This is a genomic window from Emticicia oligotrophica DSM 17448 (assembly GCF_000263195.1).
Taxonomy (GTDB): Bacteria; Bacteroidota; Bacteroidia; order Cytophagales; family Spirosomataceae; genus Emticicia; species Emticicia oligotrophica.
This window is the reverse complement of the sequence record NC_018748.1, coordinates 1,940,866-1,965,471: the sequence shown is the minus strand read 5'-3', so window position 1 is coordinate 1,965,471 and position 24,606 is coordinate 1,940,866. Positions and strand designations below refer to the sequence as shown.

The window sequence follows — 24,606 nt, the reverse complement described above, 5'->3', positions numbered from 1 at the left end:
AGCCTTTCAGCTCCCTTTTTATTATTATATCAAACAGTCTTTCAATTTCACTTCAAAAACCAGCCAATCTAAATCATAATTAGCAATAAGTTCAATGCGACTATCTCGTCTATAAGCAATATATTGTATTGAAAATTCTCCATCTATTGCATTTATCAAAACCCAATCTTTACCTATTCGAAAAACACCTTTGGCACGTTCTACTCCTTGCATTGAACTGAAAAATTGACGGAGTTTTGGTAAACTAAAAACTTCTTCGGGCGAAAAAAGCCACCCACAACTATACATTCCTAGACCTTTACTTAGTTTTTTTACTGGTTTTCCTACCTCAGCTAATTCATTTTCTTCTTCATTATGATGGTGATGCTCATGCGTATGTGCTTGTGGAAAGGCTGATTTTCGGCCTTCAAATGGTTGTATATCAAGCCAATCAATATTTATTTCACCATTCGAAACTGAGTCTATCAACAATTTGGGCGGATACAGGTTTTCCGACCAAAGCTTAAACTTGCTTACCAATTCTTCCCCTGCAACATCAGCTTTATTAGCTACCAAAACATCGGCTAAATTTATTTGGTCTTGAAAGGTCTCATGGGCACGTACATTTGCATCTATCCATTTGCGTGGGTCAACCAAACAAATGGTGGCTCTTACTTCAAGAATGTCTCTTAGGTATTGGTTTTGTAATAAATCTAATATTTTTTCGGGATGCCCCATTCCTGTTGGCTCTATCAGAATTCGGTCTGGTTTTTGGCTACGTAAAAGGGTAGTGAGCGTAACCTGCATCGGTAAATTGGCAGTACAACAAATACAACCTCCAGCAACTTCTCTAATTGTCAGGTCATCTTTTTCTTCAATAGCTGTGTGGTCGATAGATACGGCACCAAATTCATTGATTATTACCGCCCAACGCTCGCCTGAGGGTTTATTGGCAAGAATATGCTTAATGGTAGTGGTTTTTCCTACTCCTAAGAAGCCTGTGATAATATTAACGGGTATTTTCATAAAATGAGGATTCTTTTTCGATATAAAATCAAAAGGAAGGCTTCGCTAATAGCGAAGCCTTCCTTAGAAATAACACCTTTTATGTAAAAAAGTTTACTTAGCAGGCGTAAGGATAATATTTCGATATTCGATAGGGCCGTGGTCGCCTTGGAAAAAGATTGGACCTGGTTCGCCTTCATTACTATCTAAAGCTCCGCCCGTAATTCCTGGAATTTCGTTTTTATAAATAATCGTTTTGCCATTCAAAACAACCGTTACTAATCTTCCAACTAAGGTAATATCAAAACTTTGCCATTCGCCAGCACTTTTAGCTGGCATTTCGATTGGAGCAATAAAACCATAAATTGCACCTAATTGGTCTTTTAATGGTTCACGGCCCTTGCTATCGGTTACTTGTACTTCATAACGACCTCTGAGATAAACCCCACTATTACTACCTTCTGGGTATTTGAACTCTACATGTAATTTGAAGTCATTATAAGTTCCGATTGTGCGTAAGTTTGCCCCTGATTTTGGACTTTTCAGAATACCATTCTCTACAACCCATTGGTTTTCGCCACTTACGGCTTGCCAACCATCAAGGTTTTTTCCATTGAAAAGTTTGATAGGAGTGCCCCAAACTGGTGTTTTAGTGCTATTTAACTTCGGTGCACGTACGCCTTCCCAACTCAACACTTCACCGCTTGGCGTATTCATAGTACCAGTAAGCTTGTCATTTTTCAAAACAGCCTCAACCACTAAATCTTTTTCGGCTCTATCCCATTGTGGCGGAATTGAGAAAGACATTTTATCATCCGCAAAATTGATTCGTGAAATTGGTCTGGCACTTCCACCATCTCCAACAAAATGACCATTTAAATATTTCTCTCCTGAATGACTTACTTCTAACCAAGATGGCATCTTTTTATTGCCTTTGGTAATTGTAATGTCCCAACGGCCTTCGATGCTCTTGATTGGAGCTAATTGTGCCATGAGAGAGTTGCTGATAAGGATTGCTCCTAAAAATTTTACAAAGTTTTGCTTCATGTTTGTTTTTGGTTGAATAAAATTTGGTTAAAATTGGATTGTAGCACAATTCTCCGAATTGTGAGTTACGCAAAACACAAGCGGAACGCCGCCCTTTCAGAAAATTGTGCTACAAAGTTACTTCTTGGTTTCTTCAAAACCCATTTCTTCGTACCATTCTTCAAATTCTTCTGGCGAAGCTGTTGGTTTCGGACTCATTGCCCTGCGTGAACGACGCTCCGATGCTTTTATTTCAAGGTCTTTTTCTACTTTGTCGCCGTTGAGTTCGATGATAAGCTTATATTTTCCTGGGCGGAAATAAATTTTCTTATCGTCGGCAAGCTCCAGTTTGATTTCTTTATCTTCTTTTTTCTTTACATCGTTCAGATACTTTTCGTATTCGCCTTTAGCCGCTATATCAATCGCTTGGTCGAAGTTTACGTTATTTAAACCAGCTTCGGCATCATCCGAAATGTTTTTTACAACTAATCCTTTATCTGTCTGAATCTTGATTGTGGCTTTTCCTGCTGCTTTTGCGTAGTAAGTGATATTGTACTTACGTTCTTCTGGTTCGGCATATTTATCAAACATTCTACCCCAAGAAGCATTGTAATTGATTGATGGTAAATCATATACGTGAATATTTTTAGCTAAAACCTCGCTACTCAATGCTTGTAATGGCTTCACATCAGCAATATAAATCGAGCGTCCGTGCGTGCCAACGACCAATTCATTTTCTCTTGGGTGAATCACCAAATCGTGGATTGAGACACTTGGCATTCCGTCGCCATTGCCACGCATAAAAGTTTTGCCTTTATCCATCGAAATATATAAACCATTGTCAGTTCCAACATAAATGATATTGGCATTTTTCGGGTCTTCTTTTACTACGTTGATTGGCTCGGCTGGTAAATCTGCACCGATTGCTTGCCAATTTTGACCGTAATCAGTCGAAACAAACAAATAAGGTTTGAAATGGTCGCCACGATAAGCATTTAATGAAGCATAAACCGTTCCTTCCGCATGAGCCGAAACCGCAATGCCACTTACCCAAAGATTTGGTTTATCCATGATTTTGGTGAAAGTATAACCGCCATCTTTTGTGACATAAATCAAACCATCATCTGAGCCTGTGTAAATCAAACCAAATCTGCTTGGTGATTCTTCTATGGTTGTTAGTGTTCCGAAAGGCACATCACCTTCTTTGCGGCCACGAGTCAAATCTCCCGAAAGGGTTTTGAAAGTATCGCCTTTATCGAAACTTCTATGGAATTTATTTGAACCAAAATAGATAATATCTTGATTGTGGCGAGAAATCGTAAGTGGAGATTCCCAGTTGAAACGGAAAGGAGCTTCGCCTAATTCACGTGGAACTTCCAAACGCTTGCGTTCGTTGGTTGCTTTATTGATTCTGAAATAGTTTCCAAACTGAAACCCTGCGTAAACCGTGTTATTATCTCGGTAATCTACTTGTACTTGCATTCCATCGCCACCGAGCAAGAATTTATAGCCATCGCCATTATCGAAGATACCATAGTTATAATCGAACGAATTGGTTGATGAACCATACCAAACGCCATTATCTTGCAAGCCACCATAGACATTATAAGGCTTGGCCATATCGACCGAAACGTGGTAAAGTTGCCCCACAGGAATTGAGTTTGCCTTGAACCAAGTTTTACCATCATCGTAAGTAATGTTGATTCCGCCATCATTTCCGTTGATATAATGTTTCGGATTTTTCGGGTCGAACCATAAAGCGTGGTGGTCGGAATGTACGTTTTCTCTTTCGATACTTTTGAAACTTTTACCACCATCTTCCGAACGCACGATTGGCACACCCACAATTACGATTTTCTTATCATCAGTTGGGTCAACCCAAATTTGTCCGAAATAATAGCCATAAGTGAAATAGATATTATCCAAATAGTCGGCGTGGGTGCGTTTCCAAGTTGCACCTGCATCTTCACTTCGATAAACCTCCGCTCCCGTTACTTGCGTATCGAATAAATCATTATTACCATTGTAAGTATATTCATAAATATCTTGTACCTTAATTTTATCAGCCTTTAGGTCTTCTTTGAAAGCCTTTGCCGTGAATTTTTCAGGAAAACCTTGTCCATCTAAATATTCATTGATTGTTGCATCGCTCAAAGCCAAAAACTCATCTTTGGTGATGGTTTTCATTCTTTTTGTGGTCAGACGGCTGGCATCTTCTTTTTCTTCTTTCTTTGGTCTATTTGCCTGATTATCAATGATGGCATAAACGATGTTGGGATTTTTTGGGTAAACTGCCAGACCAATGCGACCATTGCCCGCACCAGTCGGGAAGCCACTTCCCTCGCCCGAAATCAATTTCCAAGTTTCGCCCGCATCGGTACTTTTATAAATGCCCGATTCTTTTCCACCTTCTACAAAATTCCATGCCGTGCGTTCTTTGTACCACATGGTAGCATAAAGAGTATTGGCATTATTTGGGTCGAGTCTTACGTCAATCGCACCAGTATTTTCGTTGATGTAAAGTGTTTGTTTCCAAGTTTTACCGCCATCGGTGGTTTTGTACATGCCACGCTCTTTGTTTGGCGAATACAAATGTCCCAAAACCGCAACCCACGCAATATTTGGGTCGGTTGGGTGCAAAGCGATTCTACCAACGTGGTGTGATTCAGGCAAGCCGAGATACTCCCAAGTTTTGCCATTATTGGTTGATTTGTACATTCCCACACCCGAATACGATGAGCGACTTGAGTTGTTTTCGCCCGTACCAATCCAAATTGTACGAGTTTTCCAGTCAACGGCAATATCGCCAATGGTCATAACTGCCTCATTATCAAAGATTGGCGAGAAAGATTGACCATTATTGACCGTGTACCAAAGTCCACCCGAAGCATAAGCCGCATAAAACTCAGTTGGGTTTTCGGGATTTGCATCAATATCTACAATACGGCCACTCATAACGGTTGGGCCAACATTTCTGAATTTCAGATTTTTGACGAGCGATGCTTCTTGCAATTTTTTGCGTTGCTCATAGCCAGCCATTCGCTCAGTGGCTGATGTTGGAGAAACCACATCGGCGGTGACTACTGGAGCTGTTTCAGCGACAACTTTCTTCTTTTTCTGGGAAAACCCAGCAAAGCAAGTGATTGATAATAAGGTGATTAGGGTTAGTTGTTTTTTCATATTGTTTGTTGAAAGTTTAAACAAAATCTGTAACCAAGGTCATTAATGTTTATTTGGGGGTCTTGACTATATACTTTTCTAAAGAAACCACGCAGCTTTTTTAAACCGACATGATTGAAATCAAATACTTCTATTGTTTTCTCTGCTCGCAACTGGCTCAAGTCGTCAGCTCCGAGATTTACTATAACTTCATCATTATCAGAGTCATACTTAAAGAACTTATCAAACTCATAGTTGATTTCATCGGGCCTTAAAATTAAATCATTGTATTCAGAACCCTTCGCTTTTTGACAATGCCCACAAGCCAAGTATAGATTTTCCCATGAACAAACCAAATCGTAAAACTCTGGCTTTGATTTCGGTTTAAAATGGTCAATTGTGTCGTCATCGCTCAGTGGAGGATAGCCATCACAATAAAAACAATGGTCATCTGAGATTTCGATAAGTTTGTTTCGTATTTCTTTGTAAAGTGTTGATTCTCCGACTTTTTCGGTGTGCCAATAGTTGAACTGGTGACCTTTATTTTTTTCTCTATTCTTTTTATAACGCTCACCTAATTCTATTTGTAGCTTTTCTGTCAAAAAATTAGGAGCATTGGGTCTTATCAATTTCCTCATTTTAGGCAGTTTCGAGTTTTTGTGTGGTATTTCTTTTTAATTGTCGAAGTTCAAAACTTATAATTCCATTTAATTCGATACTTTGTTTGGCAATTTCATTTGCTAATTTCATAAAAGCCTCTTCATCAATGGTTTTTCCTTTCAATATTTGGATTTTATATTCTTTAAACTCATCCAATTGCTTTTGAACACCAACCCCAAAACGTTCTTTTATATCGAAAATTTCTTCTAAAATTCGGTCATAACTATTGCCATCTTCTGTCCAATACTCACTATCTAAAACACTATTATTATTCTCATCTAACTTGAACTTGTAAACTCTCGCCCCGTCAACCGAACCAACTACAAAAGGCGAGTGAGTAGAAATAAAAATTTGTGCATTCGGAAATAAATCTTGTACAACGGGTAAAATTTTTCGTTGCCAAGATGGGTGAAGATGCACTTCTATTTCGTCTAAGAAAAGAATAAAGTTTTGTTCGAGAATGCTTTTAGATTTATCAGCCCAATCAATTCTATCCAAACGCATCAATAGGTCTGATAACCAAGAGATTATGGATTTTAGACCGTCGGGTAAAATATTGAAATCTAAGCTTTTATTAGCAATCTTTAAAAATACTCGAAACGGTTGGTCTTCAATATCAAACTCTACTGCTTTTTGTGTAATATTTGAAATAGAATCTTCAATTTTTTTCAAACTGTTTTCATATTTTTGGGCTGAACTATTATTATTTTTCAACAAAGCAAAAGCTTCTTTTGCTTTGTTTGTTGCTATCCAATTAAGGATAGTATCAAAGTTTATTTTTTTTCTAAAATTTAAAGTATCAAAAATTGGAGACTCATTAATTTCAGCAATTTTAATTTCATTTTTAGTTTCTAATTCTCTATTTCCAGAGTATGCAAAAAATAAATATCTCGCATTAATTTCCTTGTTTAAAATTATTCTATCAACTTTTTTTGTAAAGTCATAATTAACAGTTGATATATTTTGATTTGAATAAATAAAAAAAGATTGAAACCTTTCTGCCTCATCTGAGTAAATATCAAACCTACTTATCAGTCCCTCGTCTAAAACACTTTGTACTATTTTTTTACTTCTGAATCTAGAGAGAATTAAATTGTCATTCGTTTTATCGGCATAGCAACTTAGAAGCATCAAAATCGTACTTTTCCCAGTCCCATTTTCACCAGTCAAAATATGAATTTCGGCTTTGTTTTCCATGCCCGCAGGTTTTGGCTTAAATTCAATATTTAAGTCTTCAAATGGGCCAATTCCTTTTGCTTCGAGGCGTGTAATTCTCATATTTTTCTAATTTTTATGTGAAGTTATGACAAAAATAAAAGAGAATTATAAAATTCTCTTTTAAACCAATCAAAACCCAGCCGCATGGCCATCTTTTCGAGATTCTGATGCTCCGAAATATACTTTTCGCACAGGGTCGTAGCGAATGGCTTGATAACCACCATATTGACCAAGCGTGTAGCCCACTTTATGTCCTTTTTGCATTAAACCTCTGATGGTTTCATAAGGTATCCCCGACTCCATCGTTATCATGCCTACGCCTTCCATTGGCTCGCCCGTTGGCTCTGATGAACCATCGTGGTTGAGTCTTGGGGCATCGCCTGCTTCTTGTAGATTCATACCGAAATCAACCACATCCATAATTATCTGCACATGCCCCATAGGTTGGAAAGCTCCGCCCATTACACCAAAACTCATAAATGGTTTGCCATCTTTGGTCACAAATGCTGGAATAATTGTCTGAAACGGACGTTTGTGCGGAGCATAAGTATTGTTTTCTCCTTCTTTCAAATTATACAATTCACCACGGTCTTGAAAAATAAAACCTAAACCATCGGGCATCATTCCCGAACCAAAACCTCGGTAATTACTTTGAATCAACGAAACCATGTTTCCGTCTTTGTCGGCTACGGTCAAGTAAATGGTGTCACCTTCTCGCAAAGCGGGGTTTCCTGCATCGTAATGAGTGGCAGCTTTATTTGGGTCGATTAGTTTGCGTCTTTCGGCCGCATATTCTTTCGATATTAATGATTTTACTGGAATTTTAGCAAATTCGGGGTCGGCATAGAATTTTGCACGGTCTTCAAAAACCAACTTCTTGGCTTCTGTAAAAAGATGTACGTGTTCGGTACTTCCGTAAGGAATTTTTGAAAAATCGTAACCTTCCAAAATGTTTAACATTTGTAAAACCGCAATCCCTTGTCCATTCGGAGGTAATTCCCAAACATCATAGCCACGATAATTCGTCGAAACTGGCTCTATCCAAGTAGAAGTATGGTCGGCAAGGTCTTTAGCACTTAAAAAACCTCCGTTTTTCTTCATGAAAGCATCTATTGTTTGAGCGATTTCCCCTTTATAAAAAGCATCACGACCACCTTTGGCGATTTTTTCTAAGGTATTTGCCAAATTTGGGTTTTTGAAAATATCACCCTTCTTTGGTACTTCACCATTTGGATAATAGTGTTCTTTTATGTTCGGAAACTTACCATATAATCGAGGAACATTTTGTAAACTTACTGCTAATTCATCGTGTACTGGAAAGCCATTTCTTCCATAATAAATGGCGTGCGAAAGAATTTTTTCCATCGGTAATTTCCCAAACTTTTTATGCAACTCAAACCAACCATCTACACAACCCGGAACACTAATTGGCAAAGGACCAAGTGCAGGAATGTGCGTAAGTCCACGTTTTTTGAATTCTTCCAAAGTAAGACTATATGGCGAACGTCCCGAGCCATTCAAACCATAAAGTCGTTGAGTCTTGGCATCCCATACGATAGCAAAGATATCACCACCAATACCATTTACGTGTGGTTCAACCATTCCTTCCATGGCGTTTGCCGCAATGGCGGCATCAACAGCACTTCCGCCCGCACGAAGGACTTCGATAGCCGCTTGCGTAGAAAGTGGGTGAGACGTACAAACCATCCCATTTTGTGCAATTACCTCCGAACGACCCGCCCAAGTTTTTCCAGAAATGCGGTCTTGTGCATATGAAGTAATTGATAAAGTAAGCAGAGAAATGAAGGTTAGGTGTTTTTTCATTGTAGTTTGTTAATTTTTTTCATAAATATAATTTTTTTAGCCACGGCTTCCAACCAATTTTTACAAAGCAGAATCATTATTTGTGAAAAGGGTAATTTACTCAGACAGAAACACTTTGTTTCGTCGTGGGAGAAGAAATGAGTGTATCCTTTTTCTTCTCCCCGACAAGCTGAGTTTAAATAATTACGATGGGCTGCAGACCATAGAGATGACCCGACAAGATTCACAAACAAAACTATAATTTAAAATGAAAAAGCTAAGTTTTTTATTAATTTTTGCCACACTTTTTACGTTTTCATGCAGTAAAGAAGAGGTGAAAGCCACCAACGAAACTACGAATAGCCTTGTTGGAGAGTGGCGTTGGATTTCTTCAACTGGTGGAATTGCTGGCAAAACAATTACACCTTCAACAGCAGGCTACGAACGACGTTTAGTTCTAACTTCAGACCTAAAGTTTTCTCGTTATAAAGACAACAAACTCGAAATTTCTGGCACTTACCAGATTACACAGGGTAAATCTATTTATAAACCCGAACAAGTTGACTTTATTAAATTTAGTGATAGCACCTCGGCCGTAATTATGAGTCAAACAGCCGACGAATTATCTTTAGCAGATAATTTTTATGATGGCTTTAGCGAATCCTACCAACGTATTAAAAAGTAAAACTAGCAATGAAAGTATTAGTTAATACACTGATAATCTGCACCTTATTTTTAAGTGCGTGTTCAAAAGAAATTGTAGAAGCGAACAATATGACCATAAGTTCACTGAGAAAATCAGACCTATTAGGTCAATGGAAATTGAAAGGCTATGCCGATGGAAATGTCCCTGCATTTGATGTGACGCTTGAAATCAAAGATGAGGAAGGTAAATATACTTTTAATGGTCGTTCTTCCGTGAATTTCTATTTTATTTCTCCTGAAATTGATGAAAACAAAAAAACAATTTCGATTCCGGTTATAGGAAGTACCAAAATTGCGGGTACACTCGAAGCGAATCAATTTGAAGCGACCTTTTACGAACGATTGAGAAGTATCCAACGCTACGACTTCAAAGATAAAAACACTTTAGTATTTTATCTGGCAAGCCCTTCTAATGAAGCCATTTATTTTGAAAGAAAATAATTCTCGTTAACCCAAACGAAGTCTTCGCTCAAAGCGAAGACTTCGTTAAAAACTCAAACCAATGAAAAGTATAAAAAGTCTAACCTTAGCTGGTACCCTTTTTTTGATGGCTGCCAGTTGTAATACCGAAACAGATTCCGTGCAACCCAACCAACTTCTCAGAGCCGTTCCTGCTACTTTTGCCGACCAAACAAGCGAGTTTGCTTTCGATTTTTTAAAGAAACATAATGCTGAAGAAAAGGCCGACAAAAACTATTTTGTTTCGCCTCTTAGCTTACATGTTGCTCTAGGAATGCTTTTGAATGGGGCAGACACCAAGACCAAAGAAGAAATTCAAACAGGTTTGAGGGTTTCTCCTGACCTCGCCGCAACAAACGCCATTTACAAAGATTTAATGGATGGTCTTCCTAATGTCGATTCTAAAGTGACAAATACCATTGCTAATTCTGTTTGGTATCGAAATAGTTTTTCAGTTGAAAAGTCTTTTCTTGATGTGCTCAGAGAGTCATTCAATGCAAAAGCCTATGCAGAAGACTTTGAAAATACCGCAACCGTAGGTAAAATAAACAACTGGGCAAGTGATAATACTAATGGTAAAATCAAAAAGGTTTTAGATAAAATCGAACCTGCTCATGTAATGTTTTTGATGAATGCTCTTTATTTTAAAGGCGATTGGAAAATCCCATTCAAAACAGCCAATACACACGAGGAAAATTTTGCAGGAACTACAGGTACAAATTCGGTCAAAATGATGAGTATGACTGAAAAATTAAAATATACCAAAAGACCTAACTACCAAGCACTTGAACTTGCTTACGGTGATGGAAATTATGTAATGACGATTGTATTACCAGAAGGAAAAACTTCTGTTGGTGAAGTTATCAACACAATGTCAGTAAGTGAGTGGAAAAACTTAAACGCTTCACTTACAGAACAAAAAGTAATAGTTGGTTTACCGAAATTTACCATTGAATATGAGACCAACTTAAATAATGTTTTAGCAAATATGGGTATGAAAACCATGTTTACAGATGCGGCCGATTTATCGAAAATTGCACAACCTGCTGGTAAATTAAAAGTGGGGTTCGTTAAGCAAAATACATTCGTAGCGGTTGACGAAAAAGGCACAGAAGCAGCGGCAGTAACAACAATAGGCATTGAACTTACTTCAATGCCTATCTTGCCAGAATTTATCTGTAATAAGCCATTCGCATTCTTTATTAGTGAAAAGCAATCAAATACGATTCTTTTTGCTGGTAAAATTGTGAATTTATAAAATTTACCACGGAGGCACAGATTTTATGATTTCTATAGAAATTTCTGTAATATTTATTTAATCTGTGCCTCTGTGGTAACAAGAAATTAAAACTATGAAAAAACAATTACTACTCTTAGCATTTGTTTACATAACTTTTGCTAACTCAGCCTGCACAGATGACTGTGAAACAACTCGTAGTTATCGAACCAACGTTCCTTTTACGCTTTCAGTTGAAGAGATTCGCAAAGGAATTACAACCAAATCGCCCCAAGATTTAGTCAATCCCGGTAAAATTTATGTTAAAGACAATTATTTGTTTATTAATGAGGTAAAAAAGGGCATCCATATTATTGATAATTCAAACCCTCAACAACCCAAAAACATTGCCTTTTTACAGATTCCAGGGGTAATAGATATGGCTGTTAAAGACAATACGCTCTATGCCGATAGTTATATGGACCTTGTTACTTTTGATATTTCTAACCCTACCAATATCAAAGAAACGGGGCGTCTGCAAGAAATTTTTCAAAATGGTTTAGCTGATGGTATTTATTGGTATTACAATAACCAAAATCAAACCATAACAGATTATGAGGTAAAAATAATCACTGAGAAAATTAAAACTAATTGCGGACTAGAAAACACAACCATTAACCCTATTTATTACCTTCAAGATGCTCTAAAGTCTTCTTCTCCAACAGTTAGCTCTGGTTCTGGAAGTGGAGCAGCAACCACAAGCACTGGTACAGGTGGCTCAATGGCTAGATTCACCTTATATAATGACTATTTATATGCCGTATCTCAATCAGATTTATTAGTTTTTGATGTAAAAACTAATAATAAACCCGCCCAACAAACTAAAATTAATCTTGGTTGGGGAATTGAAACGATTTTTCCCTATAAGGATAAACTTTTCATTGGTTCGAACACTGGAATGTACATTTTTGACAACAAAAATCCAGAAAAACCAGAACGTCTTTCGATTTTTCAACACGCTCGTGCCTGTGACCCTGTTATTGTACACAATGATGTTGCCTATGTTACCTTACGTACTGGTTGGTGTGGTGTTGCTCCCAATAGACTTGATGTGGTGAATGTATCAAACCTCTCCTCTCCGAGCCTTATCAAGAGTTATGATATGCAACAACCTGCTGGTTTAGGTATTGATTTTCCAAACTTATTTATTTGTGAAAGTCAATATGGACTAAAAACTTTCGATGCTTCTTCGAGTACAAATATTATACTCCAACAACACATTGAAAAAATAGATGCTTATGATGTAATACCATTGGAGGGTAAACATTTATTAATGGTTGGAAAAGATGGACTATACCAATACGATACTTCAAACCCAAAGAATTTGAAACAGTTGAGTGTCATACCTGTAAAAAGAGAAAACTAATTCCTTATCAAAATCATGAAAAAATCATTTATTATTATTTTGATGGGAGTAATGAGTTTTCTTCCATCTTGGGCACAAGAAGAGTCAAAAGGATTTTTCAAAAAACACCCATTTGTCAACATGACCGAATTTAGTTTATTATTTGGACGAGGTAAGTTTGAGAATTTTTATAGTTTTTACCGTGGATATTATCCTCAACCCTATGAGCCAACCTATCAAGTAAAAAATCATTTAAATTTATCAGTTCAAACTTTCAATGGTTTCTATCTTAACCCCAAAACTGCCTTTGGTTTAACAGTCGGTGTAGATTCATATGGGTCAACAATTCTCATGCCGTTCTCAGCAGGTGTGCGTCGAACTTTACTTCAAAAAAAACAAGGAGGAAGTATACTGTTGGGAAGCCTTGATGCTGGTTATTCAACTAATTGGCTCAATGAAGATAATACTGGTTTTCACACCAAAGGTGGTATAAGTATAAATCCTGCCATTGGTTACAAATTACCCATGCGAAATGGCTCTTCATGGTTAATTAATTTTGGCTATCGCTTTCAAAGAGCAGATTATACGCAGGAAAGAGGGGATGATTATTATTGGTATGAATCTAATGAAGTTCGAAAATACAAACGTGTTGTCATCAGATTTGGAATTGAGTTTTAAGAAATTTTTGATATTGGAAAATATCCTTTTCTCAAAAAAGTACAATCTAAACACATAACCTCGAAGCTATACAATCTGTATTCTTCGGGGTTATTTTTTTATAGACTTTCCAAATCTTTTAAAATAATATATAACAACTTCAAAAGGTTTCATTGGTTTTGTTTTTATATTTACTCAAATGCAATATCTATACTCATGCCAAAACACTTTCCACTTTTCGTTTTTCTCTTTCTACTAAATTTTTCAATTTTTGCACAAAAAAAACGAGCTCGTGATTTTGGCATTGAAATTGGAGTTCTTCGCCCTGGAAAACTCAACGCAATTACAGATGTTGCGGGGGTGAAGGTTGGACAAGTTACACTTCATCAAGGAAATGATGTCCATACTGGAGTTACAGCGATTCTTCCGCATGATAAAAATATTTTTCAAAACAAAATTCCTGCGGCTATTCACATAGGAAATGGCTTTGGAAAACTGGCGGGTTATTCACAAGTTGAAGAGTTAGGCAATTTAGAAACCCCTATTATTTTAACCAACACCCTTTCTGTTCCGACTGCTGCTGCTGCGGTTATTGATTATACTTTTCAATTTTTAGAAAATAATAGTGTTCGAAGTGTCAATGCTGTTGTTGGTGAAACTAATGATGGTGGCTTAAATGATATTAGAAAAAGATTTATTACTAAAGAACATGTACTTGAAGCTTTGAAAAAAGCACAAAATGGCCCCGTAGAAGAAGGAAATGTAGGAGCTGGTGCTGGAACTGTTTGTTTTGGTTTTAAGGGTGGTATCGGCACTTCTTCGAGGATTCTGCCTAAATCAAAAGGAGGTTATACAGTAGGAGTGCTTGTTCAATCAAATTTTGGAGGTGTTTTGCAAATCAATGGTGCTCCTGTAGGTATTGAACTTGATAAACATAAGTTTAGTAAACTCAATGAAGCTTACAAAGATGATGGTTCTTGCATGATTGTTGTTTTGACAGATGCACCTCTTTCAGCCAAAAACCTAAAACGTTTGGCCTCTCGTGCCATGCTTGGTCTTGCCCGCACGGGCGGCATAGCGGCCAACGGCAGCGGAGACTACGTAATTGCAGCATCTACTGCGGAAGAACTACGCATTGCTCATAACTCTGACTCTATGTTTGAAACTTTTAAAGTGCTAAGAAACAACGATTTAGACCTACTTTTTGAAGCCGTCATTGAAGCCACTGAAGAAGCCATAATAAATTCCTTATTTGCGGCAGAAACACTTACTGGCTTTGAAAACACTAAGGTAGAAGCACTGCCTATTGATAAAACAATAGATATTTTAAAGAAGTATAATCGAATAAAATAAACCCCTTAAATAGCCAAAAGCCTCGAAATTCGAGGCTTTTAGTATTTTAAAATCTGTTGAAAATATGCTGCCGAAATCTTAAGCTTCACCCATTGGGCCACCAAAGTTCATCGGAAAAGGCAATGCCTCGTTTGTTTCTCTAATACTTCCAAAGTTATCTTCATACTTGGCGATATTATCTTGTAAGGCAACCAATAAACGTTGTGCATGCTCTGGCGTTAGAATTACTCTTGATTTTACCTTTGCCTTCGGAACACCCGGCATTAATCTTATAAAATCAATCACAAATTCTGTATTTGAATGAGCTATCATCGCTAAATTAGCATATACACCTTCTGCCATTTCTTCCGATAACTCAATGTTTATTTGTTGTTCTGGTTCATCTTGAACATCTTTGCGTTTAGCCATTATTATTTGTGTATTTAGATGATTGGGAGTCATCGTTTTGTTTGAATAACCAAATATAGAAATCATTTTTCGAAAATGAAAATTAGCCTACAATTTGTTATTGTATGGTCTATTTTAAAAAAAATGACCTCATTTTACTGCTTCTCGCACTTTAAGGAGCTTTTCAAGCAAGCCTTCTAACTTATCTAATGCCAACATATTTGCCCCGTCTGACTTAGCAACTGAAGGGTTTGGGTGTGTTTCGATAAAAATTCCATCAGCACCAACTGCAATAGCAGCCTTAGCAATGGTTTCTATCAAGGCTGGCTTTCCTCCGGTTACACCCGAAGATTGATTTGGCTGTTGAAGTGAGTGTGTACAATCCATAACTACTGGCACATCAAATGCTTTCATTTCGATGATATTCCTGTAATCGACTACGATGTCTGAATAGCCAAAAGAATTTCCTCTATCGGTCAACATTACATCAGCATCTGGATTGATAGCCTTTATCTTCTCAACTGCAAAACCCATACCCGAACCATGCATAAACTGTCCTTTCTTTACATTTACGGCCTTGCCTGTTTGGGCAGCAGCAATGAGTAGCTCAGTTTGACGACAAAGAAATGCAGGTATTTGAAGTACATCTACATATTGTGCTGCCAAAGCTGCTTCTTCAGATTCATGAATATCTGTAACGGTTGGTAGTTGAAAAGTATCTCCAACTTCTTTCAAAATACTAAGGGCAAGTTCATCGCCAATGCCTGTAAATGAATCTAGTTTTGTACGATTGGCTTTTCGGTAAGAAGCTTTGAAAATATAAGGGATTGCCAATCTATCGGTGATTGTCTTTATTTTCTCTGCAATTTCTAGAGCCATGTCTCTACCTTCAACAACACATGGACCCGCCATAAGGAAAAAATTGCCCGAATCTTGATTTTTTAAGTAATTGATTTTCAATGCTTTGCCTATTTTTGTAAATTATTATAAAGTATCTAAAATTTTTTAACCAAATATTTTTTCAGTACAAATTGCCTGTTTTCAGGGCTTTAGGTGTTGTTTTTTACTGAAAATAGCCCATTTAGCAATCCTAGTTGTAATGGTCTTAACAAATCTCACGCTAAAAAAATTTCCTGTATTTTGTTGTTTTCGCATAAAACCATTTTCTTTGCAGTCGTTTTTCACCAAACTACAGTTCAAAATGTCAGCAATTGCATCTAAAGTAACTCAAATTATCGTTGATAAACTCGGCGTTGATGCGTCAGAAGTAACAGCCGAAGCTTCATTTACAAATGACTTAGGAGCGGACTCATTAGACACCGTTGAGTTAATAATGGAATTTGAAAAAGAATTTAATGTATCTATTCCAGATGACCAAGCAGAGAATATCCAAACTGTTGGTCAGGCTATCACTTACTTAGAAGAGAATTCTAAATAAGTATTCCTTATTCAAGATTTATAGTGTTAGATAATCAGATATTTTCTTTCGATTTAACGCTGTAAATCTTGTTTACTTTTTATTCTGACAAACAAACTTATACTTTATGGCATTTAAACGAGTAGTTGTTACAGGCTTAGGAGCTTTGACGCCTATCGGAAACACGGTAGAAGAATTTTGGCATGGCTTATCAACTGGCAAAAGCGGTGCGGCCACAATCACCAGATTCGATGCGAGTAAGTTTCGTACAAAATTTGCTTGTGAAGTAAAAAACTTCGATGTTACGCAGTTCATTCCTCGTCAGGATGCTCGTAAGATGGACTTATTCACCCAGTTTGCAATGGTGGTTGCTGATGAAGCCATCAATGACTCTGGTCTTGATTTAGAAAGTATTAATAAACATAAAGCAGGAGTAATTTGGGGTTCGGGTATTGGCGGTTTGAAAACTTTCGAAGAGGAAGTAATTAATTTTTCAAACGGCGATGGTACTCCGAAGTTTAATCCGTTTTTTATTCCTAAAATGATTGCAGATAGTGCTTCTGGGCAAATCTCAATTAAATATGGTTTCCGTGGACCAAACTACATAACGGTTTCAGCTTGTGCATCTACCAATAACGCTATCATTGATGCATTCAATTATATCCGCTTGGGCAGAATCAATATTTGTATTACTGGTGGTTCAGAAGCAGCTGTAACACAAGCGGGTATTGGTGGTTTTAATGGATTACGTGCGATGTCTGAGAGAAACGATGACCCAACTACTGGTTCACGTCCTTATGACAAAGATCGCGATGGTTTCGTATTAGGCGATGGTGGTGCGGCTCTTATTTTAGAAGAGTATGAGCACGCTGTTGCTCGTGGAGCAAAAATTTATTGTGAAATTATCGGTGGTGGTATGTCTTCTGACGCTTACCATATTACTGCTCCACATCCAGAAGGAGAAGGTGCTTACATGTCAATGGTTGATGCCCTTGAAGATGCTGGCATAAAACCTGAAGAGGTTGATTATATTAATACACACGGTACTTCTACTCCACTTGGCGACCCACAAGAAATCAAGGCTATCGAAAGACTTTTTGGCGAGCATACTTATCAAATGAGTATTAGTTCAACCAAATCAATGACTGGCCACTTGCTTGGTGCTGCTGGTGCTGTCGAGTCAGTTGCTGCTGTATTAGCTATTCAACACCAAGTTGTTCCGCCAACAATTAATCTCTTTAATGTTGATGAAGCAATTGACCCAAGAATAGATTTAACACCAAATGTTGCGAAAGCTCGAAAAATTGATGTAGTTTTGAGTAACTGTTTTGGTTTTGGTGGCCATAACGCTACGTTGATTTTCAAGAAAATATAATTAGGAATCGTGTTGTCGGAAGTAAGCAATTCTATTTTAGGTTTTTTCAAATCTGATTCTAAAGAACGCAGCTTTAGAAAATCTGTGGAGCAGATTATTGGCGAAAAGCCAGGAAATCCGTTGCTCTATCAACTTGCTTTTAGACATACATCCGCTTCGAAAGAAACAAACATTGGTGGTTTCCGAGAATCTAACGAAAGACTAGAATACCTTGGTGATTCGGTTTTAGGTATGATTGTAGCGGAATACCTCTTCAAAAAATATCCCTTCAAAGATGAAGGTTTCCTAACCGAGATTCGCTCTCGAATTGTAAACCGTGAATCATTGAATATTCTTGCAAGAAAAATCGGTTTAGAGCGACTCATTGAGTTCGATGGACAAAGAGTCGCTCATAATCGTACTTCTATGTATGGCGATGCCATGGAAGCCCTTATTGGGGCTATTTACCTTGATAAAGGATTTCGATTTACCAAGAAATTCATTTTAAAGAAACTTCTTGCTAATTACTTCGACCTCGATACGGTTATTCAAACCAATACAAACTATAAGAGTATTCTTCTCAGTTGGTCTCAGCAGGAGGGCAAGCGTATTACGTTTGAGATTATCCAAGAAAATGGAAAACACCACCATAAAGAGTTCGTTGCTCAGGTTTCAGTTGACGGCGAAGCTGTGAGTAAAGGTGGTGGATGGAACAAGAAAAAAGCAGAACAAGAAGCTGCACGTCGTGCTTGTGAAATTCTTGAGATAAAATCTTAAAATTCCCCCCAATTTCTTCTTCGTGCTTCGAAAATGATTTGAATTTTTGATTTCAACTACATATTTTTGTTTTAATTTGAATTCAACTCAAACGCTATTTCGGGGCGTCAAACGAAACTACCATTTGGTGAAGTTTTTATATAAAATAATTTTTTGCCTACTTCTTTCATTAACCTTAAGTACATCTTACTCTCAGAGGGTTAGTATTCAGGTATTGCAACAGGGAGTCTCATACTCAGACTCTTCTTATTACGACATTATACCAGTAGGAGATAAATTTTGGATTGGAGGTAAATATGGTACCTTAAAGACCATTGACTCCGAAGGCAATTTGAATAATATCAGCTACCCTAATTTACAGGTTGATATTTATAAATTAGACTACTTCGATAAAAATAATTTAATAATTAGTGGTGATAAAGGCATTGTTTACAAACATAATCTTAATTCTAATACTTGGGAAACCATTAAAATTAAAGGTTTTGAAAAATCTTGTTTTTATAATCTTACTGTAGTCAACGATTCTACTGCTTATATATGCGGTGGTAAATCTGCCATTGCTCATTCTAAAAAGACTGTTCCCTTCGGCTTTATTCTTAAAACTACTGATAAAGGTAAAACATGGACTCAAGTCTATAAAAATGCTTTTAAAATGGTTTGGTGCGTTAAGTACAATGTGCTTGACCATAAAGTTTATGCCCTAATGTACACCCCAAATAAAACGCATCTTTTTGCTTTAGAAAATGAGAAATGGGAGAGAAGGCAAAAAATTGGTAATAGTATTTTTCATGAAATTCAATTTGAAAATACTGAAGACTTTATTGCCATGGGTGGATGGATGGGTAAAAAAGGCCGTATTCATCATAAAAATCAAAAGCTCGAACTTCCTCATTCGGGTTTACTTTGGGGTCGTGTAACTAACGAAAAATACGAAATTTACTCAGCTTGTAATGGACAAATCGTTCTTGGTGATAAAGCTGGTAACTACAAGGTATTTGGAGAAAAACTCAATAAAGCATTTAATATCTACGAAACTGTTTTTACTTCACCAACTACTGCTATTTCTATTGGTAGTGCTCGAACTATATTAATGCTAAAGATTATCGAAGAAAACCCTATTTCTCGTATTTCTCAAAAATAATTGTTCAGGCTATTCTTTACTTTAAGTCTCATTATTTCTTTGCTTATTACGTTTCATCTTGTTAATTTTAAAATATTTAAACGTTCATCAACGTTTTCTTTTATTTTTTAAATTCAATCCTCTCAAAATGAAAAAAGTAATAATTTTGGCACTTTTTGCGTGCAGTTCTTTTGTCTATGGACAAAAAGACAAAACAGTTAATTTATTTGATGGTAAGACAACTAATGGTTGGCATTCTTGGCACGAAACTTCAGTAAAAGGATGGCACGTCATGAATGGTATTTTGATGACTCACGGTGGGAGTGGAGACTTAGTTTCTGATAAAGAATATGAAGACTTTGAACTTACTTTCGAATTTAAGGTCGCTCCAAAGGGTAATAGTGGAATTATTTACAAAGTAATAGAAACACCAGAAGCAAAAGCTTCTTATATGTCAGGGCCCGAATATCAAATTATTGATGATAAGAATTATCCTTCACCCATTAAGGATGTTCAAAAAACAGCAGCAAATTATGATATGCAACCACCGGCAGACCTTAGTGTAGTGAAGCCAGCAGGAGAGTGGAATAAGGGGAAAATCATTGTTAAAGATAACCACGTTGAACATTGGTTAAATGGAAAAAAAATGGTTGAATATGAATATGGCAGTACTGATTGGCAAGTGATGGTTGCTAAGAGTAAATTTGCAAGTTGGGATTTTGCAAAGGCTCACGCTAAAGGAAAGATTGCTCTTCAAGACCACGGTGATATGGTTTCTTTCAAGAGTATTAAAATTAAAGAGTTATAAAAAAGAAAGGTGAGCCAAAGCTCACCTTTCTTTTTTTACAAGGCTTTTTTTAGAATTTCACAGAAAGCCCAATCGTACTGTATGGTACGCCCGCTTCTGCATATAACGCCACTTTTTCTTTCAAGTAATACCTTGCACCCAGAATACCACCTAAAATTATTCCTGCGTTTCTACCATTATAATATGAAGAATAGGCATCGCTGTAATTTACCATTCTGAATCCTCCTACTACACCTACATACGGGTCTAATTTTGCCTCATTAATACCTATTTCCTTTAAGTATTTTCCGAAGTGAATAGCTGCTCTACCCGCAAGCCCGATATAGTTTACACGATAGTTTGAAAGTATGTATCCATAGTTTCTTGATGAATATCCGCCAACAACTCCGATACTTACCATATCCGTAATACCATAATCAACCGCTGCGGTAGCACCTAATCCATAACCTACACCAACTCCAACACTGAAGTTTTTCTGTCCTTTTGTAAAAGACTGGGCACTCGTATTTCTGAATAAGAATAAACAAGTGACTAACAATAGAAAAGAAAGGTTTTTTTTCATGTGAAATAAATTTAATTTACTGATTTTATTTAAAGTGTGAAATTTACGTTTTATCATACTAATCACTAATAACTTAGTTCATTTAGTATTTGATTATATACTTTTGACCTGCGGCGTTTCTTTTCATTAATTGCTATCTGCTCAGCCTTTTTATAGCCACCCATATAATACCTCTGAAACCACGGTGCCGCTGTTACTAATACATCAAACGGACTTGTACTCTTTACTGCGGTTGCAATTCCTAGCGTAGCAATACCTACCGTTAATACCATCGAATTAAATCCATTTTTCAAATCTCCAGCATAAAATTGTCCTAAGCCGGGAATCAACATACTCATTATTTTTGCTTTTCTTGGACTTAGCTGATTTATCTTTTCATTTTTAGTAAATAGTTGTTCTATTTTCTCTTTTGTTTCCTTGTTGGTTGAATCAATAAGAGACAAAAATTGTGATTTTGCCAAGTCATATTTTTCAATCGAAAAGTTTAATACAGCCGAGTAGAACATCTTTCTTTGAGCTTGTTTTGGTGTTAGATTTGAGGGTAAGCTCAATAACTCAATTTCTGCGTAATCAAAACTATTGAGTATAAGAAAACACGAAAGCTTTCTGAAAATTACTTCTGCTTTTGAACTATCACTTTTTTGTTGAAAAAAAGCCAATTCGTAATAATCGGCAGCTTCTTCAAATTGCTGTGTTTCGTATAAACAATCAGCAATATTTTTATAGCAGTCTTTTCTATATTGGTCTGCTTTATCAAAATAAATTACCCTTCTGTATGAAATACTCGCCCCTTCATAGTCTTTTTTGTTGTAAAGTTCATTAGCAAAATCGAACGTTTGTTTAATGTCTTGTGAGTAAACAAAACTAAAAGAAAGTATTAAAAGTATTAATAATATTTGCCGCATATTTACTTAAAAATAAGTATTGAAAAGGTTATCTATTTTGTTTCGAACACTTAAATGGGTTTTCTTATTATATCCTTTTGCAGAAGCAACAGAACCATAAATATTCCCTAAATAAAAGCCCAATCCGATACCCCCATAAATCCAGCCCCTAGTACTATTTATGCCATTTTTATTAAAACCACGATATGCCTGAAACGCCATTGTACTAACAAAAACCATTGAAACAATTCCGTCTTTCCAATCTTTCACATACATACGGCCTGTTCCAGGAATAATGGCCGACATAATTCCTGCCACCGCTGGACTTTTTCTTCGAATACTAAAGGCTTGTTCGGTTAGGTCTTTATAATTAGCCGCGAGTTTGTGTTCTTCGGGTTTGATATTCGCTAATATATGTCGTGCATTTTTATAGTTATCTTGTAATATTTCAGAAGTTGCTGAAAGAATAATTTTATCGGGAGAACTTAAGTTTTGATTGGCTTCCCAAAAGTTTTTTGCACTATTAAATTCAGATTTCAGTAGTAATACTCTTCCATATTCGATAGCTGACCAACTATTCATTGTTTGCAAATCAGGATACAGCTGTTTGCCTCTACTTAAAGCTTCATCATATTTTCCAGCACGACGATACATTGATAGGAGAGAAGCCTTTAGTGTATCATTGGTCGGCTTCATAAATGATAAACGTTCGTATTCACGCGTGGCTAAATCATATTGACCCGATTTAGCTAAATACTCAGCAAATTTTTTTGAGTTTTCGAAGTCGTATAAATCTTGAGCATACATTACTTCGAATTTTATTATTATTAAAAGTATTAAAAGTATATTTCTCATTATTAGGGTTTATCTATCAAAAGCTTAGCCTTGTAATCAATTTCATATTTTTCTGGACTTAGTCCGTTGCAGCGTGTAAGCCTGTCCATAGTTTTTATCCCTCCCATAACTAATCCACTTTTTTTGACGGCTAAAATACCAAATTCTGAACAAGAGGGCGTAAAGGTACACACTGTTAGGTCTTGTGAAGAAAAGAAGGTTTTATAAAAAAGAAATAACCCTGAAAATAAGTATTGTACTTCATTTTTATTTCCTTTGGCCTCTTTATAAGTCTTCTTTTGAGCAGTCTGAATAACGCCTCTCAGTGCATTTACTTCTTCCTTACTTTGGGCTTTTATTAGGTTGCTTTGAGCCAACAGTAGGAATAGGATAATTGTAAACTTCGTTTTCATTTTCTTGGTCTATGATAATATTTTTATAAGTCGTTTGTTGAATATTCTGCGTGCCATCTGAATTAAAAGATATTTGCGTGACCTGTTTAGGAAATTCAACCCCATTAAAGTTTTCGTATTCCTTAAAAAATTGCTGACTGAGTAATTTATCTTTGGCATCATAGAACGCTATGGCATCTAAGCGTTTATTTACATTTGCCATCTTTATTTTACCTAAAGTATTCATCAGCTTTTTCTCTATGACACTCCAAGTTGTAATTACCCTACCTTCCTTATCTTTTTCAACTTTTGAAATTTTATATATTCTAGCCACATTTCCTGAATTTAAACCATAATCAGCTAATTTTCCTGAAAGAGATAAATGAAAAATTGAAAATTCATTTGACGCTAAAATTGATTGAACTAGTACACTATCTTTTGTTATTTTATATAAAGTAGTGTCTTTAATAATTATTGTTTCTTTTTGAGGAAAAGAAAGCTTATAAACAATTTTTAAAGAAGTTTTATCATAATATGCCTTTCCAACTGTGAGTCTGTAAGAACCATTTGAAAGTTTATCTTTGATAGAAACGTCTGCTTTGATTCGATAAAACTGTTGAGCTTGCGATGTTGTAGCAAATAATCCAAAAAGTAATAGAAATAATATTTTTTTCATGCTAAGGTATTTGTAAAGAAACAAAATAGCCCAATCTTCCGAATTGGGCTATCTTCCAGTAAAAATAATGTTTTATTATCTTACAGCTGCTAATACAACAAAGTAGTAAACAACCCAAAGGACAGTCCATGCTAAACATCCATAAAGTGCTTTTTTAGTTTGCTCTTTATCTTTATCTGTAATTAAATATACTGCCAACACACCTAATAAACCAAGTACGCAACCCCACCAGAAAGCTGGGATACCCAATGGTAATTCACTAGCTGCAACTGCATTAGTAACGTTTGTATCTAAGTTTAAATCTTTTGTTAATTCTGTTTCTTTAACATCTTCAATAGTAGTGCCTTCGTGAGCATTAACATACTCTTCTAACTTAGCTAATTTCTCAAATTCTGCACTAACAGCTTTTTCATTGAAAGTCATAGCTTGGCTTTCAGAAATGGCTGGAGCAGTAGTAGCTTCTGTGTTTAAAGAAGATACCTCAACAGAATTATCTGCTGAAAGAGTGGTTTCTGTTGGAGCAACCATTGAAACTGTAGCTTCTTCTACGACTGCAACTTCTGCTGATGGAGCAACAACAGCTTGTTTTTTAGCTACTGCATAAGTTGGGCTTTGGCTTTTTTGAAAAGATGCATATTCTTTCTTTTGGCATGAAGCTAAGAAAATAATTGCCGAGAGGAAGAGGATTAGTTTTTTCATAAGAACAAATAGTTTAATAGTTAAATAATTATTATTAATTACAAGTTTAAA

Annotated in this window: 25 protein-coding genes; 11 read left to right on the top strand and 14 right to left on the bottom strand. The window is 36.3% G+C overall.

Going from position 1 to position 24,606, the window contains the following annotated elements; genetic code table 11:
- Nucleotides 1-24: 24 nt before the first annotated feature.
- The 6 genes from EMTOL_RS08155 to ggt all read right to left on the bottom strand — a co-directional run bounded on the left by EMTOL_RS08155 (nt 25) and on the right by ggt (nt 8,871).
- Nucleotides 25-1,005 (bottom strand): CobW family GTP-binding protein, encoded by a 981-nt coding sequence (locus EMTOL_RS08155; RefSeq protein ID WP_015028802.1) that lies wholly within the window; start codon nt 1,003-1,005, stop codon nt 25-27.
- Nucleotides 1,006-1,098: 93 nt separating this feature from the next.
- Nucleotides 1,099-2,031, bottom strand: a complete 933-nt coding sequence (locus EMTOL_RS08150) for a 3-keto-disaccharide hydrolase (RefSeq protein WP_015028801.1) — start codon at nt 2,029-2,031, stop codon at nt 1,099-1,101.
- A gap of 117 nt (nt 2,032-2,148) precedes the next feature.
- Nucleotides 2,149-5,190, bottom strand: coding sequence for a WD40/YVTN/BNR-like repeat-containing protein (locus tag EMTOL_RS08145; RefSeq protein WP_015028800.1), 3,042 nt, complete (start codon nt 5,188-5,190; stop codon nt 2,149-2,151).
- Nucleotides 5,187-5,807, bottom strand: coding sequence for an HNH endonuclease (locus EMTOL_RS08140; RefSeq protein WP_015028799.1), 621 nt, complete (start codon nt 5,805-5,807; stop codon nt 5,187-5,189). Before EMTOL_RS08140 ends, EMTOL_RS08145 begins: the two co-directional genes overlap by 4 nt.
- A 1-nt stretch (nt 5,808) precedes the next feature.
- On the bottom strand, nt 5,809-7,107 hold the full coding sequence (locus EMTOL_RS08135) for an AAA family ATPase (protein WP_015028798.1): 1,299 nt from the start codon (nt 7,105-7,107) through the stop codon (nt 5,809-5,811).
- Between the two features lie 69 nt (nt 7,108-7,176).
- Entirely contained in the window at nt 7,177-8,871 is a 1,695-nt protein-coding gene (gene ggt, locus EMTOL_RS08130; protein ID WP_015028797.1) for a gamma-glutamyltransferase, read from the bottom strand.
- A gap of 247 nt (nt 8,872-9,118) precedes the next feature.
- Between ggt and EMTOL_RS08125 the strand changes: the two genes are divergently transcribed.
- From EMTOL_RS08125 to EMTOL_RS08100, 6 genes are all read left to right on the top strand, one after another.
- Nucleotides 9,119-9,535, top strand: coding sequence for a hypothetical protein (locus EMTOL_RS08125; RefSeq protein WP_015028796.1), 417 nt, complete (start codon nt 9,119-9,121; stop codon nt 9,533-9,535).
- Nucleotides 9,536-9,543: 8 nt separating this feature from the next.
- Entirely contained in the window at nt 9,544-9,996 is a 453-nt protein-coding gene (locus tag EMTOL_RS08120; protein ID WP_015028795.1) for an META domain-containing protein, read from the top strand.
- A gap of 61 nt (nt 9,997-10,057) precedes the next feature.
- Nucleotides 10,058-11,272, top strand: coding sequence for a serpin family protein (locus EMTOL_RS08115; protein WP_015028794.1), 1,215 nt, complete (start codon nt 10,058-10,060; stop codon nt 11,270-11,272).
- 94 nt (nt 11,273-11,366) lie between these two features.
- Complete coding sequence (locus EMTOL_RS08110; protein WP_015028793.1) at nt 11,367-12,656, top strand: LVIVD repeat-containing protein; 1,290 nt, start codon at nt 11,367-11,369, stop codon at nt 12,654-12,656.
- Nucleotides 12,657-12,671: 15 nt separating this feature from the next.
- Nucleotides 12,672-13,313, top strand: a complete 642-nt coding sequence (locus tag EMTOL_RS08105) for a hypothetical protein (protein ID WP_015028792.1) — start codon at nt 12,672-12,674, stop codon at nt 13,311-13,313.
- A gap of 195 nt (nt 13,314-13,508) precedes the next feature.
- Nucleotides 13,509-14,645, top strand: coding sequence for a DmpA family aminopeptidase (locus EMTOL_RS08100; protein WP_015028791.1), 1,137 nt, complete (start codon nt 13,509-13,511; stop codon nt 14,643-14,645).
- 78 nt (nt 14,646-14,723) lie between these two features.
- Here EMTOL_RS08100 and EMTOL_RS08095 read toward each other — a convergent pair whose 3' ends face one another.
- Nucleotides 14,724-15,053: a DUF3467 domain-containing protein gene (locus EMTOL_RS08095; protein ID WP_015028790.1), complete on the bottom strand. Its 330-nt coding sequence runs from the start codon at nt 15,051-15,053 to the stop codon at nt 14,724-14,726.
- 129 nt (nt 15,054-15,182) lie between these two features.
- A complete protein-coding gene (gene kdsA, locus EMTOL_RS08090; RefSeq protein ID WP_015028789.1) occupies nt 15,183-15,992 on the bottom strand; it encodes a 3-deoxy-8-phosphooctulonate synthase in 810 nt (269 codons plus the stop codon).
- Between the two features lie 241 nt (nt 15,993-16,233).
- Between kdsA and EMTOL_RS08085 the strand changes: the two genes are divergently transcribed.
- The 5 genes from EMTOL_RS08085 (at nt 16,234) to EMTOL_RS08065 (ending at nt 20,508) form a co-directional block, all read left to right on the top strand.
- The gene (locus tag EMTOL_RS08085) at nt 16,234-16,470 is read left to right on the top strand and encodes an acyl carrier protein (protein ID WP_015028788.1); all 237 of its coding nucleotides are present in this window, start codon (nt 16,234-16,236) and stop codon (nt 16,468-16,470) included.
- A gap of 106 nt (nt 16,471-16,576) precedes the next feature.
- The gene (gene fabF, locus EMTOL_RS08080) at nt 16,577-17,824 is read left to right on the top strand and encodes a beta-ketoacyl-ACP synthase II (protein ID WP_015028787.1); all 1,248 of its coding nucleotides are present in this window, start codon (nt 16,577-16,579) and stop codon (nt 17,822-17,824) included.
- A gap of 9 nt (nt 17,825-17,833) precedes the next feature.
- The gene (rnc, locus tag EMTOL_RS08075; RefSeq protein ID WP_015028786.1) at nt 17,834-18,580 is read left to right on the top strand and encodes a ribonuclease III; all 747 of its coding nucleotides are present in this window, start codon (nt 17,834-17,836) and stop codon (nt 18,578-18,580) included.
- Between the two features lie 127 nt (nt 18,581-18,707).
- Entirely contained in the window at nt 18,708-19,721 is a 1,014-nt protein-coding gene (locus EMTOL_RS08070; protein WP_305953199.1) for a WD40/YVTN/BNR-like repeat-containing protein, read from the top strand.
- A 127-nt stretch (nt 19,722-19,848) separates the two neighbouring features.
- Complete coding sequence (locus EMTOL_RS08065; protein WP_015028784.1) at nt 19,849-20,508, top strand: 3-keto-disaccharide hydrolase; 660 nt, start codon at nt 19,849-19,851, stop codon at nt 20,506-20,508.
- Nucleotides 20,509-20,557: 49 nt separating this feature from the next.
- Here EMTOL_RS08065 and EMTOL_RS08060 read toward each other — a convergent pair whose 3' ends face one another.
- From EMTOL_RS08060 to EMTOL_RS08035, 6 genes are all read right to left on the bottom strand, one after another.
- On the bottom strand, nt 20,558-21,070 hold the full coding sequence (locus EMTOL_RS08060) for a hypothetical protein (protein ID WP_015028783.1): 513 nt from the start codon (nt 21,068-21,070) through the stop codon (nt 20,558-20,560).
- Nucleotides 21,071-21,135: 65 nt separating this feature from the next.
- On the bottom strand, nt 21,136-21,975 hold the full coding sequence (locus EMTOL_RS08055) for a tetratricopeptide repeat protein (protein WP_015028782.1): 840 nt from the start codon (nt 21,973-21,975) through the stop codon (nt 21,136-21,138).
- Nucleotides 21,976-21,981: 6 nt separating this feature from the next.
- Complete coding sequence (locus EMTOL_RS08050) at nt 21,982-22,809, bottom strand: tetratricopeptide repeat protein (RefSeq protein ID WP_041693473.1); 828 nt, start codon at nt 22,807-22,809, stop codon at nt 21,982-21,984.
- 2 nt (nt 22,810-22,811) lie between these two features.
- Nucleotides 22,812-23,165, bottom strand: a complete 354-nt coding sequence (gene yidD, locus EMTOL_RS08045; RefSeq protein ID WP_015028780.1) for a membrane protein insertion efficiency factor YidD — start codon at nt 23,163-23,165, stop codon at nt 22,812-22,814.
- Complete coding sequence (locus tag EMTOL_RS08040) at nt 23,131-23,856, bottom strand: hypothetical protein (RefSeq protein WP_015028779.1); 726 nt, start codon at nt 23,854-23,856, stop codon at nt 23,131-23,133. The genes yidD and EMTOL_RS08040 overlap by 35 nt, the downstream gene beginning before the upstream one ends.
- A 75-nt stretch (nt 23,857-23,931) precedes the next feature.
- On the bottom strand, nt 23,932-24,555 hold the full coding sequence (locus EMTOL_RS08035) for a lipoprotein (protein WP_015028778.1): 624 nt from the start codon (nt 24,553-24,555) through the stop codon (nt 23,932-23,934).
- Nucleotides 24,556-24,606 lie beyond the last annotated feature (51 nt).

Coding starts and splice junctions, on each gene's coding strand:
- EMTOL_RS08110 (WP_015028793.1), top strand. CDS start 11,367: ATGAAAAAACAATTACTACTCTTAGCATTTGTTTACATAACTTTTGCT.
- EMTOL_RS08140 (WP_015028799.1), bottom strand. CDS start 5,807: ATGAGGAAATTGATAAGACCCAATGCTCCTAATTTTTTGACAGAAAAG.
- EMTOL_RS08155 (WP_015028802.1), bottom strand. CDS start 1,005: ATGAAAATACCCGTTAATATTATCACAGGCTTCTTAGGAGTAGGAAAA.
- EMTOL_RS08060 (WP_015028783.1), bottom strand. CDS start 21,070: ATGAAAAAAAACCTTTCTTTTCTATTGTTAGTCACTTGTTTATTCTTA.
- ggt (WP_015028797.1), bottom strand. CDS start 8,871: ATGAAAAAACACCTAACCTTCATTTCTCTGCTTACTTTATCAATTACT.
- EMTOL_RS08035 (WP_015028778.1), bottom strand. CDS start 24,555: ATGAAAAAACTAATCCTCTTCCTCTCGGCAATTATTTTCTTAGCTTCA.
- EMTOL_RS08115 (WP_015028794.1), top strand. CDS start 10,058: ATGAAAAGTATAAAAAGTCTAACCTTAGCTGGTACCCTTTTTTTGATG.
- EMTOL_RS08050 (WP_041693473.1), bottom strand. CDS start 22,809: ATGAGAAATATACTTTTAATACTTTTAATAATAATAAAATTCGAAGTA.
- fabF (WP_015028787.1), top strand. CDS start 16,577: ATGGCATTTAAACGAGTAGTTGTTACAGGCTTAGGAGCTTTGACGCCT.
- EMTOL_RS08085 (WP_015028788.1), top strand. CDS start 16,234: ATGTCAGCAATTGCATCTAAAGTAACTCAAATTATCGTTGATAAACTC.
- EMTOL_RS08145 (WP_015028800.1), bottom strand. CDS start 5,190: ATGAAAAAACAACTAACCCTAATCACCTTATTATCAATCACTTGCTTT.
- EMTOL_RS08055 (WP_015028782.1), bottom strand. CDS start 21,975: ATGCGGCAAATATTATTAATACTTTTAATACTTTCTTTTAGTTTTGTT.
- EMTOL_RS08105 (WP_015028792.1), top strand. CDS start 12,672: ATGAAAAAATCATTTATTATTATTTTGATGGGAGTAATGAGTTTTCTT.
- EMTOL_RS08120 (WP_015028795.1), top strand. CDS start 9,544: ATGAAAGTATTAGTTAATACACTGATAATCTGCACCTTATTTTTAAGT.
- EMTOL_RS08095 (WP_015028790.1), bottom strand. CDS start 15,053: ATGGCTAAACGCAAAGATGTTCAAGATGAACCAGAACAACAAATAAAC.
- EMTOL_RS08125 (WP_015028796.1), top strand. CDS start 9,119: ATGAAAAAGCTAAGTTTTTTATTAATTTTTGCCACACTTTTTACGTTT.
- EMTOL_RS08135 (WP_015028798.1), bottom strand. CDS start 7,107: ATGAGAATTACACGCCTCGAAGCAAAAGGAATTGGCCCATTTGAAGAC.
- EMTOL_RS08100 (WP_015028791.1), top strand. CDS start 13,509: ATGCCAAAACACTTTCCACTTTTCGTTTTTCTCTTTCTACTAAATTTT.
- EMTOL_RS08040 (WP_015028779.1), bottom strand. CDS start 23,856: ATGAAAAAAATATTATTTCTATTACTTTTTGGATTATTTGCTACAACA.
- EMTOL_RS08150 (WP_015028801.1), bottom strand. CDS start 2,031: ATGAAGCAAAACTTTGTAAAATTTTTAGGAGCAATCCTTATCAGCAAC.
- EMTOL_RS08065 (WP_015028784.1), top strand. CDS start 19,849: ATGAAAAAAGTAATAATTTTGGCACTTTTTGCGTGCAGTTCTTTTGTC.